General features: G+C 59.7%; 18 protein-coding genes. 6 read left to right on the top strand and 12 right to left on the bottom strand.

Annotation, left to right across the window (positions count from 1 at the left end; translation table 11 throughout):
* Window positions 1–2: 2 nt before the first annotated feature.
* On the top strand, window positions 3–1,670 hold the full coding sequence (locus tag KQI84_00735) for a glycosyltransferase family 39 protein (protein MCB2153385.1): 1,668 nt from the start codon (window positions 3–5) through the stop codon (window positions 1,668–1,670).
* Between the two features lie 87 nt (window positions 1,671–1,757).
* Here KQI84_00735 and KQI84_00730 read toward each other — a convergent pair whose 3' ends face one another.
* Window positions 1,758–3,227 (bottom strand): hypothetical protein, encoded by a 1,470-nt coding sequence (locus tag KQI84_00730; GenBank protein ID MCB2153384.1) that lies wholly within the window; start codon window positions 3,225–3,227, stop codon window positions 1,758–1,760.
* Window positions 3,228–3,704: 477 nt separating this feature from the next.
* Between KQI84_00730 and KQI84_00725 the strand changes: the two genes are divergently transcribed.
* Window positions 3,705–5,324: a NupC/NupG family nucleoside CNT transporter gene (locus KQI84_00725; GenBank protein ID MCB2153383.1), complete on the top strand. Its 1,620-nt coding sequence runs from the start codon at window positions 3,705–3,707 to the stop codon at window positions 5,322–5,324.
* Here KQI84_00725 and KQI84_00720 read toward each other — a convergent pair.
* Together KQI84_00720 and queA are read right to left on the bottom strand one after the other, a co-directional pair.
* Window positions 5,276–5,992, bottom strand: coding sequence for a queuosine precursor transporter (locus KQI84_00720; GenBank protein ID MCB2153382.1), 717 nt, complete (start codon window positions 5,990–5,992; stop codon window positions 5,276–5,278). The two genes, KQI84_00725 and KQI84_00720, sit on opposite strands and share 49 nt — an antisense overlap.
* Window positions 5,979–7,043 carry a tRNA preQ1(34) S-adenosylmethionine ribosyltransferase-isomerase QueA gene (gene queA / locus KQI84_00715; GenBank protein ID MCB2153381.1) on the bottom strand — a complete coding sequence of 355 codons (1,065 nt, stop codon included), beginning with the start codon at window positions 7,041–7,043 and terminating at the stop codon, window positions 5,979–5,981. Before queA ends, KQI84_00720 begins: the two co-directional genes overlap by 14 nt.
* A gap of 147 nt (window positions 7,044–7,190) precedes the next feature.
* Here queA and KQI84_00710 point away from each other — a divergent pair, with 147 nt between their 5' ends.
* From KQI84_00710 to KQI84_00700, 3 genes are read left to right on the top strand one after another with little or no spacing between them, the layout of a single operon-like run.
* Entirely contained in the window at window positions 7,191–8,276 is a 1,086-nt protein-coding gene (locus KQI84_00710) for a glycosyltransferase (GenBank protein MCB2153380.1), read from the top strand.
* Window positions 8,270–9,853, top strand: coding sequence for an undecaprenyl-phosphate glucose phosphotransferase (locus tag KQI84_00705; GenBank protein ID MCB2153379.1), 1,584 nt, complete (start codon window positions 8,270–8,272; stop codon window positions 9,851–9,853). The genes KQI84_00710 and KQI84_00705 overlap by 7 nt, the downstream gene beginning before the upstream one ends.
* Window positions 9,742–10,485 (top strand): SDR family oxidoreductase, encoded by a 744-nt coding sequence (locus KQI84_00700; protein MCB2153378.1) that lies wholly within the window; start codon window positions 9,742–9,744, stop codon window positions 10,483–10,485. Before KQI84_00705 ends, KQI84_00700 begins: the two co-directional genes overlap by 112 nt.
* Before the next feature lies 1 nt (window position 10,486).
* Here the strand turns inward: KQI84_00700 and KQI84_00695 are convergent, their stop codons facing one another.
* The 6 genes from KQI84_00695 to KQI84_00670 form a co-directional block, all read right to left on the bottom strand.
* Complete coding sequence (locus KQI84_00695) at window positions 10,487–11,623, bottom strand: undecaprenyl/decaprenyl-phosphate alpha-N-acetylglucosaminyl 1-phosphate transferase (GenBank protein MCB2153377.1); 1,137 nt, start codon at window positions 11,621–11,623, stop codon at window positions 10,487–10,489.
* Window positions 11,624–11,712: 89 nt separating this feature from the next.
* Entirely contained in the window at window positions 11,713–12,027 is a 315-nt protein-coding gene (locus KQI84_00690) for a hypothetical protein (GenBank protein ID MCB2153376.1), read from the bottom strand.
* Window positions 12,024–12,452: a hypothetical protein gene (locus KQI84_00685; protein MCB2153375.1), complete on the bottom strand. Its 429-nt coding sequence runs from the start codon at window positions 12,450–12,452 to the stop codon at window positions 12,024–12,026. Before KQI84_00685 ends, KQI84_00690 begins: the two co-directional genes overlap by 4 nt.
* 9 nt (window positions 12,453–12,461) lie before the next feature.
* Window positions 12,462–12,743, bottom strand: a complete 282-nt coding sequence (locus KQI84_00680) for a DUF883 family protein (GenBank protein ID MCB2153374.1) — start codon at window positions 12,741–12,743, stop codon at window positions 12,462–12,464.
* Between the two features lie 202 nt (window positions 12,744–12,945).
* The gene (locus KQI84_00675) at window positions 12,946–14,076 is read right to left on the bottom strand and encodes a peptidylprolyl isomerase (protein ID MCB2153373.1); all 1,131 of its coding nucleotides are present in this window, start codon (window positions 14,074–14,076) and stop codon (window positions 12,946–12,948) included.
* Between the two features lie 221 nt (window positions 14,077–14,297).
* Window positions 14,298–16,058, bottom strand: coding sequence for a hypothetical protein (locus tag KQI84_00670; protein MCB2153372.1), 1,761 nt, complete (start codon window positions 16,056–16,058; stop codon window positions 14,298–14,300).
* Window positions 16,059–16,599: 541 nt separating this feature from the next.
* Between KQI84_00670 and KQI84_00665 the strand changes: the two genes are divergently transcribed.
* Window positions 16,600–18,888, top strand: coding sequence for a pre-peptidase C-terminal domain-containing protein (locus KQI84_00665; protein MCB2153371.1), 2,289 nt, complete (start codon window positions 16,600–16,602; stop codon window positions 18,886–18,888).
* Window positions 18,889–18,967: 79 nt separating this feature from the next.
* Here KQI84_00665 and KQI84_00660 read toward each other — a convergent pair whose 3' ends face one another.
* The 3 genes from KQI84_00660 to lpxI are packed head-to-tail and all read right to left on the bottom strand — an operon-like array spanning window position 18,968 to window position 23,539.
* Window positions 18,968–19,939 carry a threonylcarbamoyl-AMP synthase gene (locus tag KQI84_00660; protein ID MCB2153370.1) on the bottom strand — a complete coding sequence of 324 codons (972 nt, stop codon included), beginning with the start codon at window positions 19,937–19,939 and terminating at the stop codon, window positions 18,968–18,970.
* Window positions 19,936–22,647, bottom strand: coding sequence for a [protein-PII] uridylyltransferase (gene glnD / locus KQI84_00655; GenBank protein MCB2153369.1), 2,712 nt, complete (start codon window positions 22,645–22,647; stop codon window positions 19,936–19,938). The genes KQI84_00660 and glnD overlap by 4 nt, the downstream gene beginning before the upstream one ends.
* 22 nt (window positions 22,648–22,669) lie before the next feature.
* Complete coding sequence (gene lpxI, locus KQI84_00650; GenBank protein MCB2153368.1) at window positions 22,670–23,539, bottom strand: UDP-2,3-diacylglucosamine diphosphatase LpxI; 870 nt, start codon at window positions 23,537–23,539, stop codon at window positions 22,670–22,672.
* Window positions 23,540–23,556: the final 17 nt, after the last annotated feature.

Raw genomic sequence — 23,556 nt, 5'->3', positions numbered from 1 at the left:
GCATGAAGACGGACGAGCCACGAAATTCGCCAACCGCCACACCGCCCCCGATCGCCCGTTGGGAGTGGATCGCGCTTGCTGTGATCACACTCGTGGGAGGGCTCCTGCGTTTCTGGCATCTTGATGTCCTGCCGCCGGGCTTGTGGTACGACGAGGCGATCAATGGACTCGATGCATGGGGGGTCATTCACGGTCATGGATTCCCGATCTTCTTCATGACGGAAGGGCACCCCCGCGAGCCGCTGTACATGTATCTCGAGGCGATCGGCATTCTGGTCGGCGGGCCCAATGCGACGGCAATTCGAGCCGTCAGCGCAGCGATCGGCACGCTGACAATCCCGGCGGTCTGGTGGATGTCGCGACAATTCATGGGGCCGCGGGATGCGCTCACCACTGCTTGTGTGTTCTCGTTCATGCGTTGGCATGTTCATTTCTCCCGCCTGGCTTTCCGAACGATTCTGACGCCGTTCTTTGCGGCGCTGATCACAGGCTTTCTGTATCGGACAATCAGGAAGCGCAAGCTCCTCGATGCGATTGCTACGGGAGCCCTGCTCAGTCTGTCGCTGTACACGTACCTGTCGATGCGACTGTTTGTCGTTGCTGCGCTGATTGGGATCGTTCTTGGAATTGTCTGGAAGCTCAAAGTAGATGGCGCCCACTGCAGCCGGCGCGCATCCGTTGCGGGGATTCTGGCCGCGATCATTGTTTTTCTTCCGCTCGGCATCGACTACATCGCGAATCCCGAGCACTTCAGTGGACGCGAGAAGGAAGTCTCGTTAATCAGCCAAGGGCCTGAGGGTTGGGCGCGGATTGCTCGGCAGGCGCGCGATGTTGCGCTCATGCCGGCCTTTCGAGGCGATCACGTTGGCAAGCACAACATCCCTGGGCCACCGCGGTTCGTGCAGAGCATTCTCTGGTCTTCGGACGGACCCGACTCCGCAGCGCGTTGGATTGATCGGAAGCGTTCCGGTGCCCCCGAGATGGATCCCCACGGCACAGGCATCCCCGTTTTCGATATTGTCACCGGACTTCTCTTCTACTTCGGATTCGCGGTCGCCTGCAAACGAGCCTGGCGCCGACAATGGCCGGAGGCCTTTCTGATCGTCTGGCTTATCGTGGGGTCGCTCGCATCGGTTCTCTCGTTCGGCGCGCCGAATATGCTGCGACTGCTGCTTCTGACTCCTGCCGTGGCAGCCGTCTTGGCGCTGGGTCTCGAGGCCATCCTTGCCTTCGCAGAGACCCGAACAAATCGGCACCTGGCCGCGGGCATCCTCCTCGTATTCCTCGCATGGTTCGCAGCGGGGGAGATGCTGCGCTACTTCCGAACCTGGCCGGACCATCCGGCGACCGATCACGAATTCAACAATACCTTTGCCGAACTGGCACGGGCACTTCGTTCAGCAGATGACGCGCCGGAAATGATCATCGTGCCGGACTGGATTCTCAATTCCCCAACCTTCAAGTTCGAGACGCTCGCATTATCCGCGACGCGTTCGGATGCAGACATCCCCACCGATCTTCACGGACGCATCTGGGTTGTCGCGCCCCAATCTCCGTGGCCTCCAGTTGCCCCATTGAGCATTGGAGATGTAGCGGCAAAGATTGTTCAGAGCCTTGATACCCCAGAAGGCGATCGGTGGGTTTCAATCGTAGAAGTTCGTGTCCCCTAAAAAGAAACCTCCCGATCCAGTGTGGCCGCTGGATCGGGAGGGCCCCCTAGAACTTCCTATTGCTCGGACTGTAAAGCCGAAGCCTTCTCAGTACTGCATCCAGTCGCTCACAGCGCTGCCACTTGCTGCTCCAGTGACTTCCAGGCTGTTGAAGTAATACGCCCAGCCCGCATCGGACGCGCTGCCGCTCGGTGCAATGTTATCCGCGAAGAATGCCAGGTTGTCGATGACCTGGCCGCCCGATGGCGAGGCGAGCGATCCGGAGACTGTATAGACGGCTCCATCCCGATAGCTTGTCACGACCGCGGTGTACGTCGACGCTGTGTCGAGTGTGAACTCGACCAGGAACCCCTCCTGGGACCAACCCAATCCGGTATCGGTCTGGCCGGCACCATCGCTGACGTAGAATCCGCTCCCACCACCGAGGAATTCGATGGAGAGCAGTTTCTCATTGCTTGCGTTCCGCAAAGCCGCACCAACCAATCCACCATTCTCAACGAAGGAGTAGTCCATCTCAAAGCTCACGGTTTGTCCGACAGCCAGCGCGGTGCTCAGCGGGCGAACCGCCTCGGCGATTTCGCTGTCTGATGCGCAGATGCCCCACGCTGTTCCCAGATCGCCACCGGGCGTATTGATTCCACGGCCGCCAGTGCTGCCGTTTGCGCGAGAATCGCCTGTGAAGGCGAGCGCATTGGTTCCGGTCGAAAGCACCCAGGCACCAAAGCCACTTCCGCCATTCAGCGCCGTTGAGAAGCCACCGTCGTAGGCCGCGTCGTCTGCGTCATCTGCCGCAACAATCGTCGGAGTGTCCGTGTTATCATCCACTTCGATGCTATTGAAGTAGTAGAACCAGCCCTGATCGCCGCTGGAACCGGATGTCGCCACGTTGTCGCACGTGAAGGCGACCTGGTTGATGGACTGACCTCCGGCAGGGGAGGCGAGCGTGCCCGACAGATCGGTCACCGAGCCATCATTCAAGCGCAGAATAGACGCAGAATAGGTGGACGCGCTGTCGAGCGTGATCTCAACCTCGAATCCGTCGGAGGAGTAATCGATTCCGGTGGCTGTTGTGCCGCCAGCGTCCACTGCATCGAAGCCGCCGCCGCCTGTGAACGTCAGTGCCATCACCTCTTCGCCGCTTGCGTTCTGCAAACGCGCACCGATCACGCCGCCGTTCTCGATGAAGCCGTAGTCCATACCAAACCGAAGTGTGTGTCCGACTTGCACGGCGCTATTGAATGGCAGGACCGCGGAACTGGCATCGCCGTCGGAAGCCGACAGGCCAAAGGCGCGCCCGGTGTCGCCACCTGGCGTATTGATGCCCATGCCGGCCGCGAACCCATTGGCGCGCGAGTTTCCTGTGAATGCCAGAGCATTCGTGGCGGTCACAACGGTCCAGGCGCCACAACCAGTGCCTGCGGAGATTCCATCACTGAACCCACCATCGTAGGCCGAGTTGTCGGCGGAATTACTGACGACAAGGGCAGCAGATGCGGAGCCGGCAAGCAGCCCACAGCCCAGCGCCATAGCGAGAGTCTTGCGTGTACGTTTCATCATAATTCGTCTTGTCCTTTCTGGAGGTCCTTTCTTGAAGTGTAAGCGCTTTGACAACTTCCTCGTGATTCTCTGCTGCTCGGTTCTTTGACGCATAGCCTTGGAGGGGTTGATTGTCCGAAATGGCCTGAGAAACTCGGCAGACAGCGATTTCATTTGGACCGCATTGCGCTCCCAGGTCAAGTGTAAAAGTGCTTTAACTAATCCGGGCAAAACGCGAAACAAGATGCAGATAGATTCGCTTCCACCGGCAATGCAGCCGTGCGTGAATTAAGTCAAAGCGCTTACTATTACTATTTGGCCTTGCAATTGCACCCATTCAGGTTTTGCCCGATCATCACGAGTGCACACCCCCTGCGTTCCCCGTTCCATTCAAAACCCAAGACTTTGCTTGCTCCCGTACGCCGAGGAAGGCAGTCAAACAGGCTGGCTTTGTTCAGGAAACGTTACGAGGCGGGCACCCGCCGCAGGAGTAGTGAATTGTCTCGGATTATTCCGTTCTTCGGCATCCTGGTCATGATGGCGATCTGTCTGGCCATGAGCAAGGATCGCAAGGCAGCGCTGAAGCGCTGGCCGCTGATGGCTTGGGGACTGGGGCTTCAGCTCATCTTCGCGCTGATCATTTTGCGCACGACGCCCGGCGAGTGGTTCTTCACTCTCATGAATAACGTCTTCATGAAGGTCATCGAGGCGACGCAGGCCGGTTCGGAGTTCGTCTTTGGCGAACTCGCGAAGCCAGGCGGTCAGGGCAAGTTCGGATTCTACTTCGCGTTCAACGTCCTGCCGACGATCATTTTCTTCAGCGCACTGACCGCCATCCTTTATCAGTTGGGCATCATGCAGCTTGTTGTGAAGGGCATTGCCTGGGTGATGGCCGTCACGATGAAGACGAGTGGTGCGGAAACACTGTCGGCATCCGGCAATATCTTCGTGGGACAGACCGAAGCGCCGCTGATTGTGCGGCCGTTCGTTCCGACCATGACTCGCAGCGAACTGATGACGGTGATGACCGGCGGTTTCGCCACGGTGGCAGGCGGTGTGATGGCGGCCTACGTAGGGATGCTGTCGAAGGACATCCCAGGCATTGCGGGCCACCTTCTTGCGGCCAGCGTCATGTCGGCTCCGGCCGCGCTGATGTTTGGCAAATTGATTGTGCCAGAAACGGAAACACCAGAGACGCTCGGCAAGGTAAACATCGATATGCCGAAGCAGTACGACGGCGTCGTCGATGCAGCGGCCGGCGGGGCTGGCGAAGGCGTGAAGCTGGCTCTGAATGTTGGCGGCATGCTGATCGCCTTCCTGGCGTTGATCGCCGTGTTGGATCTCGTGATCGGCCTGATCGGTGGCGCGATCATGTTCCCGTTTGGCGACGGTGGATTCCACCTGCAGGAAGCCTGGAACTTGAAGACCATCGTTGGTTACATCTTCTCCCCGCTCGCATTCATGATGGGCGTTCCCAAAGAGGAGATGGTTCAAGCGGGCCGCCTGATGGGCTTGAAGACGATCGCAAACGAGTTCGTCGCGTTTGCCGATCTGCAAAGCATGGGTGAAGTACTGAGCCCCCGGACGCGCGTGATCATGACTTACGCGCTGGCCGGGTTCGCGAATATCGGTTCCATTGGGATCCAGATCGGTGGCCTCGTCATCATGGCGCCGCAGCGTCGTGCGGACCTTGCGCGACTTGGCTTCGTGGCGTTGATTGCCGGAACGTTCGCGGCGAATTCCACGGCCTGCGTCGCCGCGATTCTCTACGATGAGGCGAAAGACCCCTCCGAATTGACCGTCTCATTCGAGGTGCCCGAGGCGACGGACTTAACACCGCTGCTCTCCTGGTCGGGCGACAAGGAAATGAAGTACGAAGTCTATGTCTGGGAGCAGGGGACTGATCATCCGGACCAGCCGACAACCGTGGTGGAAGGCTTCTCCACGGTGCTCGACACGCCGCTGAAGCCCGGCGCGTCCTACTACTGGTACGTTGTCGGAAGGATCAAAGATCAGCCGGATTCTTTCAAGAGCCAGCGAGAAGAATTCAAGGTGCCGGGCGAACTCAGTCAGCCGGCCGAGGAAGCGCCGGCCCCTGAACCTGTACCGCGAGAGTGACCCGCCATTCGGCATGCCAGGTAAATGAACGGCGTGTCGAGAATTGCGACGACGAGTTTGAGGACATAGGTCGTCACAAAGATGCTCACAACGACTGATGTCTCAAAAACTCCGATGAAAGCGATCGAGCAGAAGACGACCGAGTCGATCGCCTGACTGACAATCGTCGACAGATTATTCCGCAGCCACAAATGACGACCTTTGAACCGGGCCTTCCAGTAATGGAAGGCCCAAACGTCATGGAACTGGCTGACCATGTACGCGATGAAGCTGGCGGCGGCCACGCGGGGCAGGAATCCGAAGATCGCCTGCAGGTGCGGATCGACGAAGTCGGAACTGTCTGGCTGGAACTGCAGCGCAAGTTGCATGTAGACCGTCATGATCAGCAGCACGACGAATCCGATGATGACGCCCTTGCGCGCCGCCGACTTGCCGTAGACTTCCCCCAGGATGTCCGTCGCCAGGAACAGGCTGCCGTACAGGATGTTCCCCAGCGTCGCCGTCATGCCAAAGAGTTCGACGGTCTTGAGCACCTGGATGTTGCACAGTAAAATGCTGTACGCGATGGCGATGTAAAGGCCCGTGCGTCCGAAGAACCGAAACAGCACGAGCAGCACGCCGAGATCCAGAATCAGAAACAGGAACCAAAGAGCTTCATTCGACAGCATCGGCATTCCCTTGCGGTAGAATCAACATCGCGTCGCCGTAGGAGTAGAATCGATAGCGCTCGCGGATCGCTTCTTCATAGAGATCGAGCAGGCGTTTGCGCCCGATCATTGCGGCCACGAGGCAGAGCAGCGTCGAACGGGGTAGATGGAAATTCGTGATCATCCCATCGACGATGTGGAACTTGTAACCGGGAAGGATCATCAGGCGCGTCTTCTCGCAACCTGGAACAACCTCTCCAGTCGCGCCGGCGCTCTCAATTGTTCGAACGGAAGTGGTACCGACGGCAATGACTCGACGCCCTTCCGATTTTGCGCGGTTGATCGTCTCCGCGACCTCGGGGGAAATCTCATATTCCTCGGCGTGCATCGGATGATCTTCGATGCGATCCACGGCAATGGGCTGGAAGGTCCCGGCGCCAACATGAAGCGTCACCCGCGCCGTCTCGACTCCCATGTCGTTCATGGCGGCGAGCATCTCGTCGGTGAAATGCAACCCGGCGGTCGGCGCTGCCACAGAGCCTTCGCGATCGGCGTACACGGTCTGGTAGCGTTCACGATCTTGGGGCAGCGATTCGCGCGCTCCACGTCGTGCGAGAATATACGGCGGCAGCGGCATGTGCCCGAGCCGATCCAGGGCCTCGCGGAATTCGCCTCCGCACTCGAAGCGCAGAAGGCGCTCGCCGCCTCCCAGATCTTCCTCGACTTCCGCGGCGAGCCCTTCGCCGAAAACGATCCGTGAACCCACTCGCAACTTCTTACCAGGCCGGACCATCGCCTGCCATTTCAGATCGCCGGCCGGCTCGAGCAGAAGCACCTCGCACTTGCCGCCGCCCGGCTCACGATGTCCGAACAGGCGCGCCGGAATCACGCGACTGTCGTTCATGACCAGAAGATCGCCGGGGCGCAGATACTCGGTCAGGTCACGGAACTGGCGATGTTCCGAGCCCGCGCCGGGCGGAACCACGAGCAGACGCGATTCATCGCGCCGCTCGCTCGGGTGCGCGGCGACCAATTCTTCCGGCAGGGTGTAGTCAAAATCGCTGACGTTCATCGGTGTTGGCAGCTTGCTATTGCGCCCTTCTCTATTGGCTTGGCGAACCGTCCCTCTTGACCTTCCCGGCCATCCGCGGCTTTCCTCCATCTCATGACGAACGGGGCAAGCATCGAGCAGCTTCAGGATTTTGCGTGTGGGCGGCGCGTGGCACTGGTCCACGACTGGCTGAATGGCATGCGTGGCGGCGAGAAGGTGCTCGAGCATGTCTGCGAGCTCCTGCCCGACGCCGATGTGTACACGTTGCTGTACGAGCCGGGCAAGGTCAGCCGCACGATCCGTCGAATGAACGTCATCGAATCGCGCTGGGCCGATCGTCTCCCGGCGCTGCGACGCCACTATCGCAAGGCTCTGCCGATGATGCCGCGGGCGGTGGGGGAGTTCCCGACCGCCGACTACGACCTCGTGGTCGCCACCTCGCACTGCGTTGCCAAGGGCGCCCCGCCGCCCCGGCGAGGCACCATGATGGCCTACGTCTTCACGCCCATGCGATACGTGTGGGATCACTTCGAGGACTATCTATCGGGCAAAGCCATTCAGGATACGGCCCTGAAGCTGTTTCGCGGCCGACTGCAGCGTTGGGATGCCGCGACGGCTCAATCCATCGACGCGATTGCCGCCGATTCCGCCCATATCGCGCGGAAAATCGAGCGGTTTTGGGACCGCCGCGCAAGCGTGATTTACCCCTCTGTGGATCTGGAGTTCTTTGTCCCCTCCGAAGATCCTCCGGGCGATTACTTCCTCGTGGTCTCTGCACTGGTGCCCTACAAACACGTCGAGCGCGCCGTCGAGGCCGCCCGGCTGGCCGATGTGAAGCTTGTCGTCGTCGGTGACGGTCCGGAACGGGAGGCTCTGCAGGCTTCGGCCCACGAAGGCGTGGACTTTCGAGGCTGGGTCCCGCAGGAAGACCTTCGGGACGCGTATCAGCACTGCCGGGCGCTGCTGTATCCCGGCGTGGAGGACTATGGAATCGCCGCGCTCGAGGCCCAGGCCTGCGGCAGGCCGGTGCTTGCCTTGCGGGCAGGCGGCGTGACTGAAACTGTCGTGGAGGACAAGACGGGGCGGTTCTTCGAAGGAGAAGATGCAGAATCTTTGGCCGAATTGTTGACGGGGTTTCAGGAAGAGGACTATAGTCAATCTGAGGCGAGAATGCACGCGTGTAAATTCTCTCCCGCGAATTTCCGTCATGAGCTCGCCCAGTGGATACTCCAGGAAGCCCAACTGCGATGCTGAACCATCGGTCCAAGGGAACCGAATTCCTTCTGCTGCAGACCGTGGCCGACCTGATGGCGGTTCTCGTGGGGTTATCGTGTGCCTATTGGCTGCGATTCCATGCCGGGCCCATCGCGCCGTCCGGCGGCTGGGATCCATGGCTCTACATGGAGCAGCTTCCATGGGCCATGGGGCTTTGGTTCCTTGCTCTGAATCTGACGCACAATTACCAGAACCACCCGCGCGTGATCTCTTTCAACCGCGCTCGGCGGCTCTTCAAGGGATCGGCGCTGGCGATTGCGCTCATTGTCGTTCGGAACTACTTCTGGCGCGTGCCTGACATTGCTCGCCTGATGTATCCGTACACACTCATTACGGTGACGGCCTGTCTCCTGATCGGGCGATTCCTCCTGCAACGCATCATCGTGCGCTACTTCATGGGGCGCAGCCTTCCGCGGACGCGGGTTCTGATCATCGGCCTGGGGACGACGGCGATTCGGCTCGCCGCACGCCTGCGCTGGCGTCCCGAGTACGCCTACGAGCAGGTCGGCTTCGTCGCGTCGGACGCGAAACGCGTTGGTCAAACGATCGGTGGCGTTCCCGTGCTGGGCACAACGGAGGACATCCGCCGTTTGCTGCGCGAGCATCACATCCAGGAAGTCTTCGTCGCGCAAAGCGAACTGCCTCACGACAGCCTGCTGCGTCTCTTCATGGAAAGCGAAATGGAAACGGTCCGCGTGAACGTGATTCCCACGCTGACGGAGATGATGCGCACGCAGATTTTCTACGACGAGATCGCTTCTGTTCCCATCTACACGCTGCGTGAGACGCCTCTCCAGGGCTGGAATATTCTGATCAAGCGCGGATTCGATATCGCCGTTTCGATGATTGGCCTGTGTGTTCTGATTCCCGTGTATCCGATTCTCGCGTTCCTCATCAAACGCAGCTCTTCGGGGCCTGCCGTTTACCGTCAGGCGCGGCTTGGCGTGGATGGCCAGGAATTCACGATCTACAAGTTCCGCACGATGCCGCTGACGGCGGAGCCTGAAGGCCCGCAGTGGGGGAGTCAAGATGACGCGCGCGCTACGCCTATCGGCCGATTCCTGCGGCGCTGGAACATCGACGAGTTGCCGCAACTCTGGAACGTCCTGCGCGGAGACATGAGCCTTGTTGGACCGCGGCCCGAGCGCCCGTATTTCGTCGACAAGTTCCGCGAGGCAATTCCCCGATACATGGCCCGGCACAAAGTTCGCACCGGCCTGACAGGGTGGGCTCAAGTCCATGGCCTCCGCGGCGACACATCGATTTCGCAGCGTCTGCGCTACGACATGTATTACATCGAAAACTGGTCGCTGTGGCTGGACATCAAGATCCTGATCATGACATTCCTGGGCCCGCGCAGAGCCCGCCGTGTGCGCCGCGGGAACACTCCGCCGCCTGTGTTATGGCTGGACGATGACGATCAAAACGAAAGCGAGAACTCCCCATGCCCCAAGGAAGTCGAGACCTCCACGGAAAGACCGCCTGGATCACAGGAGCCAGCCGAGGAATCGGACGAGCAGTCGCTCTCGCCTTCGCACGTGCCGGGGCGCATGTAGTCCTGGGCGCTCGGAATGCCGAGCAGATCGAGACTGCAGTCGAAGTCCTGAAGCAAGAAGGAAACGCCGCCACCGCAATCGAACTGGATGTCTCTTCCTGGGAGAATTGCCAGGAGTTTGCCAGCAAGGCCATCGACGCAGCAGGCAATCCGGATTTTCTCATCAACAACGCAGGCGTCGGCGTCTTCCGCCCGATTGACAAGTTCGAGGATGACGAATTCGAGCGTCAGTTCCGCGTCAACGTCTTCGGGACATTCTACATGACGCGCCTGGCCGTGCCCCGGATGAAGGAAAACGGTTGGGGTCACATCTTCAATGTCTCGTCGTTGGCGGGGGAGAATCAGGCGAAGATGGGCTGCGGGTATTTCGCGAGCAAGCACGCCGTGCACGGGTTTACGAAGTCCCTGCTGCAGGATGTGCGGGAGGACGGCATTCGCGTGACGCTGGTTTGCCCTGGGTCCGTCGATACGCGTTTTCACCACGAATCTCACCCGGGCAGTCACCAGAAGGATCAATCGTGGATGGTGGCACCGGAGCAGGTCGCCGAGACGATTCTGCACGCGGCATTGCTGCCGGATCCGGCGCTGGTGAGTAAGCTGGATATTCGTCCGGTGACGACTGACGGGAAGTAGTTCAGCCGTTGACGTTTTCGCCGGACCGCATCTCGTTTCGGCGCTTCTCCATGAAGCTCAAGTATTCGATGAGCATCAGGACGCCAATCCCAAGTACCCCAACGTTCGCTAGCAGCAAGACGGAGCGTCCCTGGGCCAGCAGCACAGAGTTGATACCCAGGAAGAACGTGACGTACAAGAAGACGAGAACCACGCGCCGTTGGCTGAGCCCGACGTCCAGCAGGCGGTGGTGCAGATGGCGGCGGTCAGCTTTGAAAGGATGGCTGCCGGTCAGGATGCGCCGCGTGAAGGAGAATACCGTCTCGAACAGCGGCAGTCCCAAGGCGATCAACGGCAACAGGAGCGTCAGGAGCGCGGGGGCCTTGGTGCTGCTCACGAGCGAGGCCGCTGCCAGGATGTAGCCGATCGACATTGATCCGCTGTCGCCAAGGAAGATCCTTGCCGGGTGCCAGTTGTGGAAGAGGAAGCCAAGGCAGGCGCCCGCGGCGACGACCGGCAGCACGAGCCCGAGAGTCAGGCCCTGTCCGAATGGTGCGATCATTAATCCCACTGCGGCGAGACTGAGCGAGGCGATGAAACAGACACCGCCCGCCAGGCCGTCCAGACCGTCGATCAGGTTGATGGCATTCATCAGTGCCGCGAACCAGCCTACCGTCAGCAAGAAACTCGGCAGGCTGCGAATGACGGCTGCGATGAGACTCGCGTTGCCCTGAGCGATCAGGCCGAGCGGCTCGCCGAATCCGACCGTGACACGCTCGATGCGCACGCCGGCAAACCACAAGCCCGCGGCGACGCCCAACTGGCAGCCCAGCTTCACAATCGGCCGCATTCCGGCCACATCATCCCACAGTCCAACGAGGAAGATCACCAGAAGCCCAATGATAAAGGCGAAGATCAGTTGTTGGTTGCCTGCCACGTACAGCGGATTCATCCAGCCGAGCAACGCCACGCCGATCAGCATGGTCAGGCAGATGCCCAGCCCTCCCAGGTAGGCGATCGGCCTACTGTGGATCTTGCGGGCATCGGGATAGTCCAGAATGCCGGTCTTATGGCTGATTACGCGGGCCAGTGCAGTGGCCACGACGCCGATCAGCGTGCTGGCAGCGAGGAGTAGTCCGCAGGCGGCTGTGGGTGACAAGAAGCAGTCCTTCTACCGGAAATGGGTTCGGCCGGGAGTGTGGGTAGTCGGAAGCCTCGGGGTCAAGCGCGAGAACGCGGCGCGTGGCCTTATTCGGCCGCTTCTCCACCGGCGACATCGCCGAGATTCTCGGCCAATGCCTTTGCGATCATCCCGATTCCCACTCGACTTCCGACTCGCAGACCGCGTCGTGCAATGGCGGATCCGCCGGCCACGCAGAGCAAGAATCCCGCCCCGGCAGCCAAGCCCAATCCAGTCAGTGGATGGCGGCAGGTGAAGTCCTTGAAATCAAGGCTCTTAGCCGTTCCACCGGCCTTCTCGAGGCTGCTGTTGAGTGCTTTTCGCGCCACGAGTCGCTCGGCCTGGGCGTCTCGGATCGCCTGACGAGATGCTTCGAGACTCATAGTCGGGTCCTCTCCAGGTGGATCTTGATCCCCCAGGCCGGCAACAGGTGGAGGATCATGATGGCAAAGGGAGCCGCCCAGGGAACCGGGCAGTAGGTTTCAATGACGGTCCAGATCGTCACGATCAGAAACACCCAGGCGAGAATAAGCAACACGAGCATCGTGACCGTAAGTGCAGCGCGCAGAAAGATATAGCGCGACCCCTCGACTGTCATTGTGCGCAGGTATCGCCACTCGGCCTTCGCGAGGCCCAGGAAATTCTCCCAGACGGGCAACAGGGATGCTTTCAGGCGCTCGAGGTATTCGAGCACCTCGCCCATGCCGCCATCATCCGGCGGCGGGTCGGGCGCGGCGGACTGAGATGTGTCCGTACCGGGCCCGGTCCCCCGCGGATCAGGCTGATCGGATTGCAGGTTGTCATCCATGGGTGAGCGTCAGTCTCGACGGCCCCTGAGCAGAGCACCCACAAGAACGCCGGCTGCAGCGGCAATGGCGATGCACTTCCCGGGGTTTTCTTTCACGTAACTCCCGACGGCATCCTCGACGTCCTTCAGGCTGGAGCCCTCCACTTTCTCCCAGGTTTCATGCACGCGCTCGGAGGCCTTGTGATAGCCTTCCTGGGCTTTGCCCTTCAGTTCGTTGATCTTCTCGCGGGCCTGTTCTTTCACCTGGTCCAGTCGTTTTTCGTCCGCCTTGCCGACCGTGACTTCGTCCATGATGATTCCTCCTGATTTCAAGTGAGGGTTTCAATGGTCGCTTTGCGACCCCTTCCCAACCTGTACGGCGCCAACTCAAGAATAATCAAAACAAGATGAGGTTCCAAAGGCAATGGAAAGTCTCACTCCCCCCAAAAAGCGCCCGCCGGGACAACTGTTTGCTGTCCCGGCGGATCGAATGAGCGTTTTGAATTGGGAAGAATTACTTCACCTTGATGAGTTCCACCTGGAAGACCAGTGTCGCGCCGCCCGGCATTCCGGGGCGACCGCGGTCGCCGTAGGCCAGGTCTGATGGGATGATGAAGATCCACTTGCCGCCTTCTTTCATCATGCCGACGCCTTCGGTCCAGCCGGCGATTACTCGATTCAGCGGGAACGACGTGGACTGCCCACGATCGTACGAGCTGTCGAATTGCTCGCCGTCGAGGAACTTGCCCCAGTAGTTGACTTCGACTTCATCGGTCGGCTTGGGCGATGCGCCCGTGCCTTCCTTGGCCTTCAGGTACATCAGGCCGGAATCGGTCGTCTGGAACTTGCCACCGAATTCCTCTTCGTACTTCTTGATAACGGGTTCGAGCTCTTTCTGCTGGGCCATAGCGGCCTCCTCTTTCGCTTTTTCGATAGCAGCCATCTTGGCATCGACTGCGGCCTGAACTCCATCGGACACCTTGTCCAGGAGCTTCACGTCCTCAATCACAACCGGCGTTTCCGGGGTGACGGCCTGGGGCGAGGGGTACTTCGGATGCTTCACCACGGGGGTATTCTCGATCTTCTTCACGACGTCCATCCCCTCGACAACTTTGCCAAAAACGGCATAGCCGGCGCCATCGCGAGGCACGTCGAGGAAATCGTTATCGTTCACGTTGATGAAGAATTGATCCGTGGCGGAGTCGGCCTGGCCACCGAGGCGAGCCATCGCGATCGTGCCCTCTTTGTTCTTCAGGCCGTTCTCCCACTCATTCAGAATCGGCTTGTGGTCGCCCTCTTTGGCCTTCTTGTCCATGTCGACATTGAAGCCGCCGCCCTGGATCATGAAGTCCGGCATCACGCGGTGGAAGATCGTTCCCTTGTAGAATCCATCCTCGACGTAGCCGAGGAAGTTCTGTGTCGAGATCGGGGCCTTCTCGCCGTCCAGTTCGATCACGATATCGCCCAGGGTGGTTGTCAACTTGACGCGGGGCATCATCGTCGGTTCGGCGGATGTTTCGGTCTTTGCCGTCTCAGCAGCAGCCTCGGCGGATGCGGCAGGTTTGGTGTCGTCCTGGGCCAGGGCCGGAGCAGAGCTCAGCCCTAACAACAGTAATCCCAGGCTTACAGATTTCAGCAGTGACATGTTGTCAGCTTCCTTTCGTCGTTCGGATTCGAGTTTTGGCGCATTCATGGGCCATCGTGCGCATTTGGCGGCCGGACGCAAGGATTCCCGTCGGGCAGCTCCCCATTGGGGGCAAACTCTATACCAGGACCGAGAGTGTCCCGACGGAGTTTGCAGAAAGGGCCGCAACGCTCTGTGCGCTGCGGCCCTGTTGGGGTTTCTCGAATCTGAACGGTCCGGCGTTACTCGGTTGGGATGACGCGATGGCGGTCGTGGGACCAAAGCAGCAGAAGTTGGGCGTCCAGGAAGTCCACATCGTTGTCGCGATCCATGTCCCACTTCTCGTCGTAGGTGAGAGTGCCGCCGTTGCTCTTCGCGGCACGGTACATGGAAATGCCATCAAACGCATTCACGAGACCATCGCCATCGTAATCGCCGAAGTCGGGTCGCGAGCTGGGATCGCCAGGGAGGGACCCCAACTTCTCCTCGATCTGATCGGTAAACCCGTCCCCATCCGTGTCGGTGGGATCGTATCCAGGGAGGGGCTGCTCGGCATAGGCGCCGCCGACAATCTCCGTCGGGATCTCGACCGCGCTGTCGGCAACCGGATCGTAAACAAGTATCTTCGTATCTCGAAGTGTCCCGGACGGAACCGGGAGGCCCTTCAAGCCATAGGCATCCGTCGCGCCGAAGACGAGCTTCCCATTATAGAAGCCGAGTGGGATCGTCATGTTCCGATCGACGTCGTACTCATTTGTGGTGGCAACGAGTGCGGATCGACTGGAGGGAGGCTGATACTTCAGAACCATGGATGTATTGCGGACCGGGGTGTAGGTTCCGCCGGCAAGATCCAGGGCATTCGCGGCGGGGATGGAACCAATGAAGAGAGCATCTTCACCCTGTGGCCGCAGTCCGAAGATCGGCATCAGGTCTTGCGCCGGGAACGAGAGGTGTTGCTGGGCCCCGTTCGTGCCGACAACAAGCGAGCCGGCAGTGTGCGTGATGGTGTCGCCGTTGGAATCTTCGAACGAGAGAAGAGTCGGGGGGAAAGTAATCTCGGAACTGCTCGGATTCACGCTGATAATAGCACTTCCAGAATTGTCCAGCGTGTTCGTTGCCGTGTCCAGCGAGTAGACCCGGTAAGCATCATTGATCAGGATGTACATCGGGAACGGAATCGTTGTGTACGTTTGGAATCCGTAATAGCCCGAGTAGATCAGCAACTTGGATGAATCGGTCGGCGCAATTCCCGGGGGAGGCAGCAGCGTCATGCTGGTTCCGTCAGGGTAGGGGAACGAACAGAACGTACCAGGCTGGCTGGCTGAATCGTTCTGCGTCGGTGGGGGAACGTTGATTGTGTGCGTCACCGCCGGCGGATTCGCCCGACAATTGACCGCTTTGACCGTGAAGTCTTCAAAGTTCACGAAGTAGCCGTAGTCGCCGCTTTCGGTCAGCCAGAAGGGACCGGGGCCGCTGCCTGTATCGATGACTGTGACCTGTGTCAGGGTGCGATCGGGCTGCACATCATAGACGAACAGGTTCTGTTCTTTGCCCTCCATGACATAAACGCGATCGCCCTGCTCAGCCACAGTGACACCAACTGGTTCGACAGCGTCTTCGTCCGAAGAGGGATAGCTGAGTGTCTGGAATGGCGCATCGGGCGTCTGACTGTTTCCGAGCTTCGTGATCACGTCGTCCGTGTCGTACAAATACATGTAGCCTGTCGGCAGGCTGGCGTTTCCGTCCCCGCCGACGATGACGTATGCGACGTCTCCGTTGGGGCTGAAGGAAGGCGCCGTAGGGTCTGCGCCGGCGCTGTGGTTGGTGTATTGCCAACCGCTCGCCGGGCCCACAACGCTCTGCGTCTTCAGGTCGACGACCACCAGCCTGTTGCCTGTCTTTGGAGTATCCGCCGTAGATCCCATCATCCAGCCGTAGGGCTGAGCGCTGAGCGTTGCAGCGGCTGCCACGCACAGGATACCTGCTGCGAATTTCTTCACCATCTTCCCTCTCCTCACATAAGGAAATGACGCGCTGGAGCGCAATCCTCCAGCGTGACGCATTTTGAGTTCATCTGAACGGCGTGAGTTTTTCAGAAGAACCGCATTGGGGCAAGAGAAGTGTGGTTCCAAAGCCACACGGATCTTTGTGTGCCAGGACGTTGAATTTGCTGGTGGGATGAATTTTACGCCGAGAATTAGACTGTTCGAAATATTGAACAAAAGATCGCTGTCTGAAAAATTTTCCGGATATTCCGTGCTAAACATGCATTCCCAAATGCGGATGGGATGCTTCGTCTTGTCTAAGGTTCAAAAAAATGCGAAGAAGTAAATCCAATCTAGATTATTGATAAACAAGACTTTGGGTCCTTTCTCATTCTGCCATATGCTGATTTGGAGCGGTTTGGGTGGAAAAAAAGTTAAAAATTCGTATTTTGCGTCTTGACATCCGACCGAGCTTGGAGCACATACACCATCTTATTCCGATTCTCGCTCGTCTTCGGCCGATGTTTCCGGAACCACCCCCCAAGGAGGCCCGCAGTATATGATCTTCCCCCGAACAATTCGCATGGGGCGCGTTGCCGCCCTCTCGGCTCTTGCCGCAGCCCTGGGATTCGTCTCGGCTCCCAGCCAGGCCGCCGATCTCGATCTCGCTGGTCCGAGTGTCATCCAGCACGACCATGAAGGAAGCCCGGCATGGGTGCAGGAAATGCTCGCTCGTCCCCAGGACTCGAAAAAGATCGCCCGTGATAACGGGACCGATTGGTGCCAGACGGAAGTCAAGTTCGCCCTCGACAATCCCTTCTATTACTCCTCCCGCGCATGCGCGACGGAAGGCCCCTGCGATACGCCCTCGACGCGTGACGGTTACGTCCCGGGTTCCGGCGATCCGATTCAGGTCGTCCGGCTGAAGTTCAACGTGTTCCGCAGATCCAATGGATCGGGCGCCACAGCCACGACGTCGGATATCGCTGCCCAGGTCTCCCAGTTGAATAACGACTACGGCCCCAGCGGCATTCAGTTCACCTACACTTACGAATTTATCGACGACTCGCTGTATCGCGATTTCGCCGACTCCGAAGAGTCAGCGATGAAGAACGCGTATGCCGACAGCCCCGGGACGCAGTTGAACGTCTACGTCGTGAATATCCAGTCCGGCTACCTGGGCGTTGGCACGTTCGCTTGGGAAGCGGACGCCACGAGCAACGGCGGCGGCTTGATTGTCGATGACAACTACTTTGGCTCCGGCCAGAAGACAGCGACCCACGAGATCGGTCACTGCTTTGGTCTTTGGCACACCCATCATGGTGTGACGGAAGTCACTTCCTGCTCCGCATGCTGGGAACGCGCCGATGGCGTGAACGGCGACACGACGGGTGACTTCTGTTCCGACACGCCGCCGACGCCGGTGAATTACAACTGCGCTCCTCCTGGGGGGACGGATTCGTGCAGTGGGACTTCCTGGGGCGCCACCGCTCCGGAAAACTATATGGGTTACGCCGACGACGCTTGCTATTCGGAGTTCACGCCGCAGCAGGCCGGCCGTATGCGCTGCTGGATCGCCTCGGAACTCAGCGGTTGGGTTGACGGCGGCAGCAATCCGACACCGACGGCCACGGCCACAGCGACTGCCAGCCCGACACCGACGCCCTCGAGCAACGTGCTCAGCAGCGGCGTGACGGTTAGCGGCAGTGTCGCTCAGGGCGCGTGGGATCACTACACGATCTCCGTTCCGTCCAATGCCTCTCAACTCCAGGTCGTCATGACCGGCACGAACGACGCCGACCTTTACATCAAGCAGGGCAGCGAGCCGACGACGAGCTCCTGGGACTTCCGTCCGTACGTCAACGGCTCCAGCGAGACGGTGACGGTCAACAGCGGCTCCAGCCCGGCCCTGGTTCCCGGAACGACCTATTACGTTTCGGTGCGCGGCTATAGCTCCTCGACGTCGTCCTACAACCTGACGCCGACGATCACGACGTCCTCGCCGACGCCGAGCCCGACTCCAAGCCCGACGCCTTCCCCGAGCCCCAGCCCCTCGCCGTCCCCGAGCCCGACGCCGACGCCTTCTCCGTCCCCGTCTCCAAGCCCGAGCCCCACGGCCAGCCCGAGCCCGTCTCCGAGCCCGACGCCCTCAAGTGGCGACCTGAACGTGAGCGGTAGCGTGAACAAGAACGCTTGGGATCACTACACTCTCTTCGTTCCTTCGAATGCTACGCAGTTGCAGGTTGTGATGACCGGCACAAACGACGCCGACCTGTACATCAAGCAGGGCAGCCAGCCGACCTCGAGCTCCTGGGACTTCCGTCCCTACCTGAGCGGCTCCAGTGAGTCCGTTACGGTCAGCGGCAGCTCAAGCCCCGCGCTTGTTCCCGGCACGACTTACTACATCTCGGTGTGCGGCTACAGCTCTTCGGCCTCGTCCTACAACCTGACCGCATCGGTCACGACGAGCGGCAGCTCTACGCCAACGCCGACCCCGACCGCCACGGCAACGCCCGAACCGACTCCTTCCGGCTCGCTGACCAGTGGCCAGACGGTCTCCGCTTCGATCGCGTACCACGAGTGGGTGCACTACTCGATCTTCGTGCCCTCCGGCTCCGGCCAACTGTCGGTCGTGATGAGCGGCACCGGTGACGGCGACCTGTACGTGAAGCAGGGCAGCCAGCCAACGTCGAGTTCCTGGGACTTCCGTCCCTACAAGTGGGGCTCCGCTGAGACGGTGACGGTAAACAGCAGCAGCAGCCCGTCGCTTGTCCCGGGCACGATGTACTACATCTCGGTTTACGGCTACAACGCCTCGAGTATCAGTCTGACGGCAACAGTCAACTGATTCGCAACACCTGACTGAGCTGGGCAGGACCCACTAAGCTGCTCCATCGGCGATCCCCTCCGGTGGAGCGGCTTTCTTTTTAGTCGGTTGCGCTGGCGCGGCGAAGGCGATCGTGGATGGCGGTCCAGTCGTCTGTCACTGGAGGTCGCTCAAGCCAGATCTCGTGCGCACCGCTGGCCTGGCATTCCCACAGGACACGATAAAGAGAGGACGCGAATCGGGCCGGATCTGCAGGCAGAATCCCGACCAGTGAATGATCTCCCGAAAAAGTGGGGACGGAGTCAAGGAAGACACGAGAGACTTCCGTCGCAGCAGTCAGCATCTCGTCCCGCGACTTGATGTGCAGTGGAATGCGAGGGGCGTAGTGCTTCGTCAGAAGGCCAGGCGATCGTAGCTCGGACTGTTGATCGGCAACGCCCTCTGCGACGGCAGTGCCGAGCGCCGATTCCAATGCGGCACGATCGATCATACCGGGGCGGAGAATTCGCGGCTCATCTTGTGACAAGTCAATGACAGTCGATTCGATACCGATCCGACAGGGGCCACCGGCGATCACGGCATCGATGCGTCCATCGAGATCGTGGATCACATGATCAACGTCGACGGGGGAGAGGTGTCCGCTGACATTCGCGCTTGGTGCCGCGATCGGCCGCCCGCACTGCGCGAGCAACTCCAGCGCGGCGGGATGATTCGGTGCACGGAATCCAGCAGTCTTTCCTCCGGCCAGTGCCGCTGAGGAGAGATCCGGCCCGGCAGGCACAACAATCGTCAGCGGGCCCGGCCAGAACCTCTCGGTTAGCCGTTCGGCCGCATCGGGCCAGGCTGCCGCAAATCGTTGAGCAGCGGAGCTGTGGTTGACGTGGATGATTGTCGGATTGTGGGAGGGGCGTCCCTTTGCGGCGTAGATCGATCGCACAGCTTCATCGTTTGTCGCATCGGCGCCGAGCCCGTAAACCGTCTCGGTCGGGAACGCCACGAGGCGACCACCACGAAGTAGCTCGGCCGCACGGCTCAGATCGGCTGTGCTCGTGCTCAACCGCAAGGTCTTCACGACGCGCTCTCTTCTTCGGCTCCGATGGTGCTGTCGGGAGAAACGACCTCAAGCAACTCCTCGCGGAACGCTTCCGTCTTCGCGTCCTTTTCGAGGCGGTTGTTTTCCCAGTCGGTGATGTAGAACACGTCGACGCCCTGGTAGCTTTCCGTCGCGATCAGGGCCAGGTGGATGTTCAGGCGATGCTGATCCAACAGCGATGTGATATCGTACAGGAGCCCAGGGCGATCGGGTGCCTTAACCTCGAGGACCGTGTAGTTCTCCGTCGAATCGTCGTTCGAGATGGAGACGGACGGCGGGAACTGATCGAGTCGCGCCGCGGAAATCGGCTGTGCCCGGCGGGGGAGAAGATCCTTCCACTTCCCCGGGCGTTCGCCGAGGAGGACCTGGTTCAGTTTAACGCGCAAGCGCTCAAGGGCACCGATGTCGCTGGGAGGCTGACGATCGGCATCCTGGATCTGGAACACGTCGACGCAGACGCCGTTCTTTGCCGTGTAGATCTGCGCGGACAGGATGTTGAAACCGCGCGATGCCAGTGCGCCGCAGAGATTGCAGAAAAGGCCGGGGTTGTCCGATGCCACGCAGTGCAGAATTGCATAGCTGCTGCCGGGCGCCTGTTCCAATTCCCAGGTGACGAGTTCCTGCTCATTCAGGCGCTGCGTCATGCGAACGTGGCGAGCGACGAGTTGCGGCGGAGTGGAGCGGCGATAGCGACTTGGCATGTCGCGCAAGAACTCCTCAACTTCCTCCCGCCGCAATTCGCGAGAACCTTCCTCGCCGGTAGCAGGATTCTCCTGAACTTCCTTCATCACCTTCTCGGTCACAGAGCGATGCGACGGCGCGGATCGACGGATCTTCTCGCCTTCGCCGCGCAGGAAGTCCATCGCGCGCTCGAACAACGAGGACAGTAGTGATCCCCGCCAGTCATTCCACGATTGCTCGGAGACGGAACGTAGATCGCAACAGGTCAGGACATACAGCATTCGCAGCAGTTCGGGATCGCTGATGTCTTTAGCCAGCTCTTCGGGGACCTTTGGATCTTCCGGATTTCGCCGAAGCGCCATGAAGCTCATGCGCTGATGATTAAGCACGAGTTGGTAGAGAATCTCAGTCTCTTTCTTCGTCATGCTCAAACGTTCGGCAATGCGCTGGATCATGTGCGATCCGCGGATAACGTGACCGCGGCCTTCGCCCTTGCCGACATCGTGAAAGAGCAGCGCAAAGACAAGTAGATCCCAGCGCAGCAGGTCGCGCGCGACGCTGCCAGCGTGGCTTCGATAGAAGCCGTTTTCATGGTCGACCAATTGGCCGGCACACTCAACCGAGCGAAGCAGGTGCTCGTCGACGGTGAACTGGTGGTAGTAGTCGATGCGAGGCAAGTTACGGACGAGTGCGAATTCCGGCAGGTATGTGTCGAGGAACCGGCACGCATGCATCTGCCTCAGAGTCGCGATGCATTGCTTCGGGTTGCGCAGAATCCCAAGGAAGCGATCGCGATTCAGCGGCGAGCGACGATAGGCTTCATCGATCTCATGCAGATGCTGCTCGACGAGATTCAGGGTGAAATCATCCACGAGCAACCCGCGTTGGGCGCAGACCGTGAAAAGGTGCATCATCCAGTCCGGATTGCGGACCACGGTGTTTACTTCGCGCGGATCGACCCACACCAGGTTGTCGCGCGTCCAGAACTCGCCTTCGATGCGGCGGCGACGGAGTCTGCCGGCACGTCCGGCTTCAGACTGTGACTCTTCGCTCGACAGGCGCTTGAGCAGTCGGCCCAACAACCGATCGATCGCGCCGACATGCTCGTAGTACGAGCGCATCAACTGCTCTTCCGGAAGAACGTGTGCCTTCAGATCGTGCCCCAACTCGGGGGCCAGCTTCATCTGGCGCTCGAAGTTCAGCGCGTCGGTCTTGCGTCCTTCCATCAAGTGCAATCCATTGCGCAATTCCAGCAGGAAGGAATGGGCTCGGCGCAGGGATCGTTCCTCGCGCGTAGTCAGCAATCCCTTGTTCGTCAGAATCGAGAGAGTTCCCTGGCCGAAATGGCAGAACGCCGCCCAGAGGATCACGTGGAAATCCCGCAACCCGCCCCGTGCATCCTTGATGTTCGGCTCGAGAAGCAGCAGCGTGTCCGAATGCTTCAGATGTCGGCCGTACATCCGACTGAGGATCTGATCCATGACCTTGGATGACTTTCGTGTCACGGTCTCGATTCGCAAATGGTCCTGTAACTGCTGCGCAATCTCCTCGTTGCCCCAGATTGGATGAATGCCCGTCATCGAGGTTGTGAAGTCGAGATCCGAGCAAATCTCGCCGTAGGCCTGCTCCAGCGTCTTGATCCCGTACCCGAGATCGATCTTCAGATTCCACATCGGATACAGGAATGCGCGGATGAACTCCTCGCAAACCTCGGTGGGCTCTTCACGGAAGAGGAACAGCAAATCGATGTCGGAGTGCAGATTGAGTTCGCGGCGGCCATATCCGCCGGTCGCGATCAATACGCACCGTTCCGTCACTTCCTTGAACTCGGGATTCTGACGGATCAGGTCGTTGATGTGTGTCTGGATCAGTCGATCGATGTCTTCGCTGTAGCGGCGGACGACTTCTTTACCGGAGCGATGCCCGTGCTGCTGAGCAAGACGATCGCGTGCTCGTGTGAGGCGTGCTTCGAGGGTGGTGGCTTCTTCCGTTTTTTTTGTCGTCATTCAGACAGGCTCGCAGTTGCCGTTAGAAGACAGTTTCACGATCGGCGTCTTCATCATGGGCGTAGATGGAAATGCCGTTCTTCTCGGCTTGGGCCACGGCCAGCGCGCGATCGAAGAAGAGAGACTTGCCGGCCGTCACACACAGTGCCGCCGCTTTCACGTGGGCCAGGTTGTTGATCGTTGTGATGCCAATGACCGGCACATCGAAACGCATATCCTGGCGAGGCTTCGAGACCTTGACGATGACGATGCCCGGGCCGCCCAGTTCACCGGCGCGTTTGATCAACTCGTCCGTGCCTTCGATTCCCTCAACGGCCACAACGATCTGATTCTTGACGGCGATCGTCTGGCCGATGTCGAGGCGAGCGATTTCCTTTGCGATCGGATAGCCAAACTCGATATCGCGCCGGACTTCATCGGTCAGCGGCTCATTCTTTGTCAATATCCCCGGCTCGGGCATGCAGGACTTGAGGAACATCGTCGAGTCCAATACCTGGATGCCTTCCTTCTCGATTTCCTCGGTAGCCGCACGCAGCAGCGAGTCAGCCTTCTTGTTCCGGAGATTGCCAATGATCTTGAAGATGCGGGGATCCAGACTGATCTGTCGCAGCAGCACCTTGTGCGGCACACGGCCGGCCATGATCAGGTGGCGGATGTCGTGCTCGCGGCAAACTTCAAAGAGACGCGAAAGCTCCGTCAGCTTGAGCGTATAGACGTGGGATGCATGGGCCTGGAGCCGATCGCTTGCCAGACCGTGAATGCCGATCGCAATGACTTCCACGCCTGAACCACGTGCGCCCTGGGCCAGGAGCAGCGGAAAGTCACCCTGGCCGGCGATCAGGCCGATTCGCTGGGGCATCGGTTCCGGTGATGTATTCGAAGTGAGAGCCACGATTTTCTTTGCTATCC

It is taken from the genome of bacterium (genome assembly GCA_020444065.1).
GTDB lineage: Bacteria > Sumerlaeota > Sumerlaeia > SLMS01 > JAHLLQ01 > JAHLLQ01.
The sequence above is the reverse complement of the archived record's forward strand: the minus strand, read 5'-3'. Positions and strand labels throughout refer to the sequence as shown.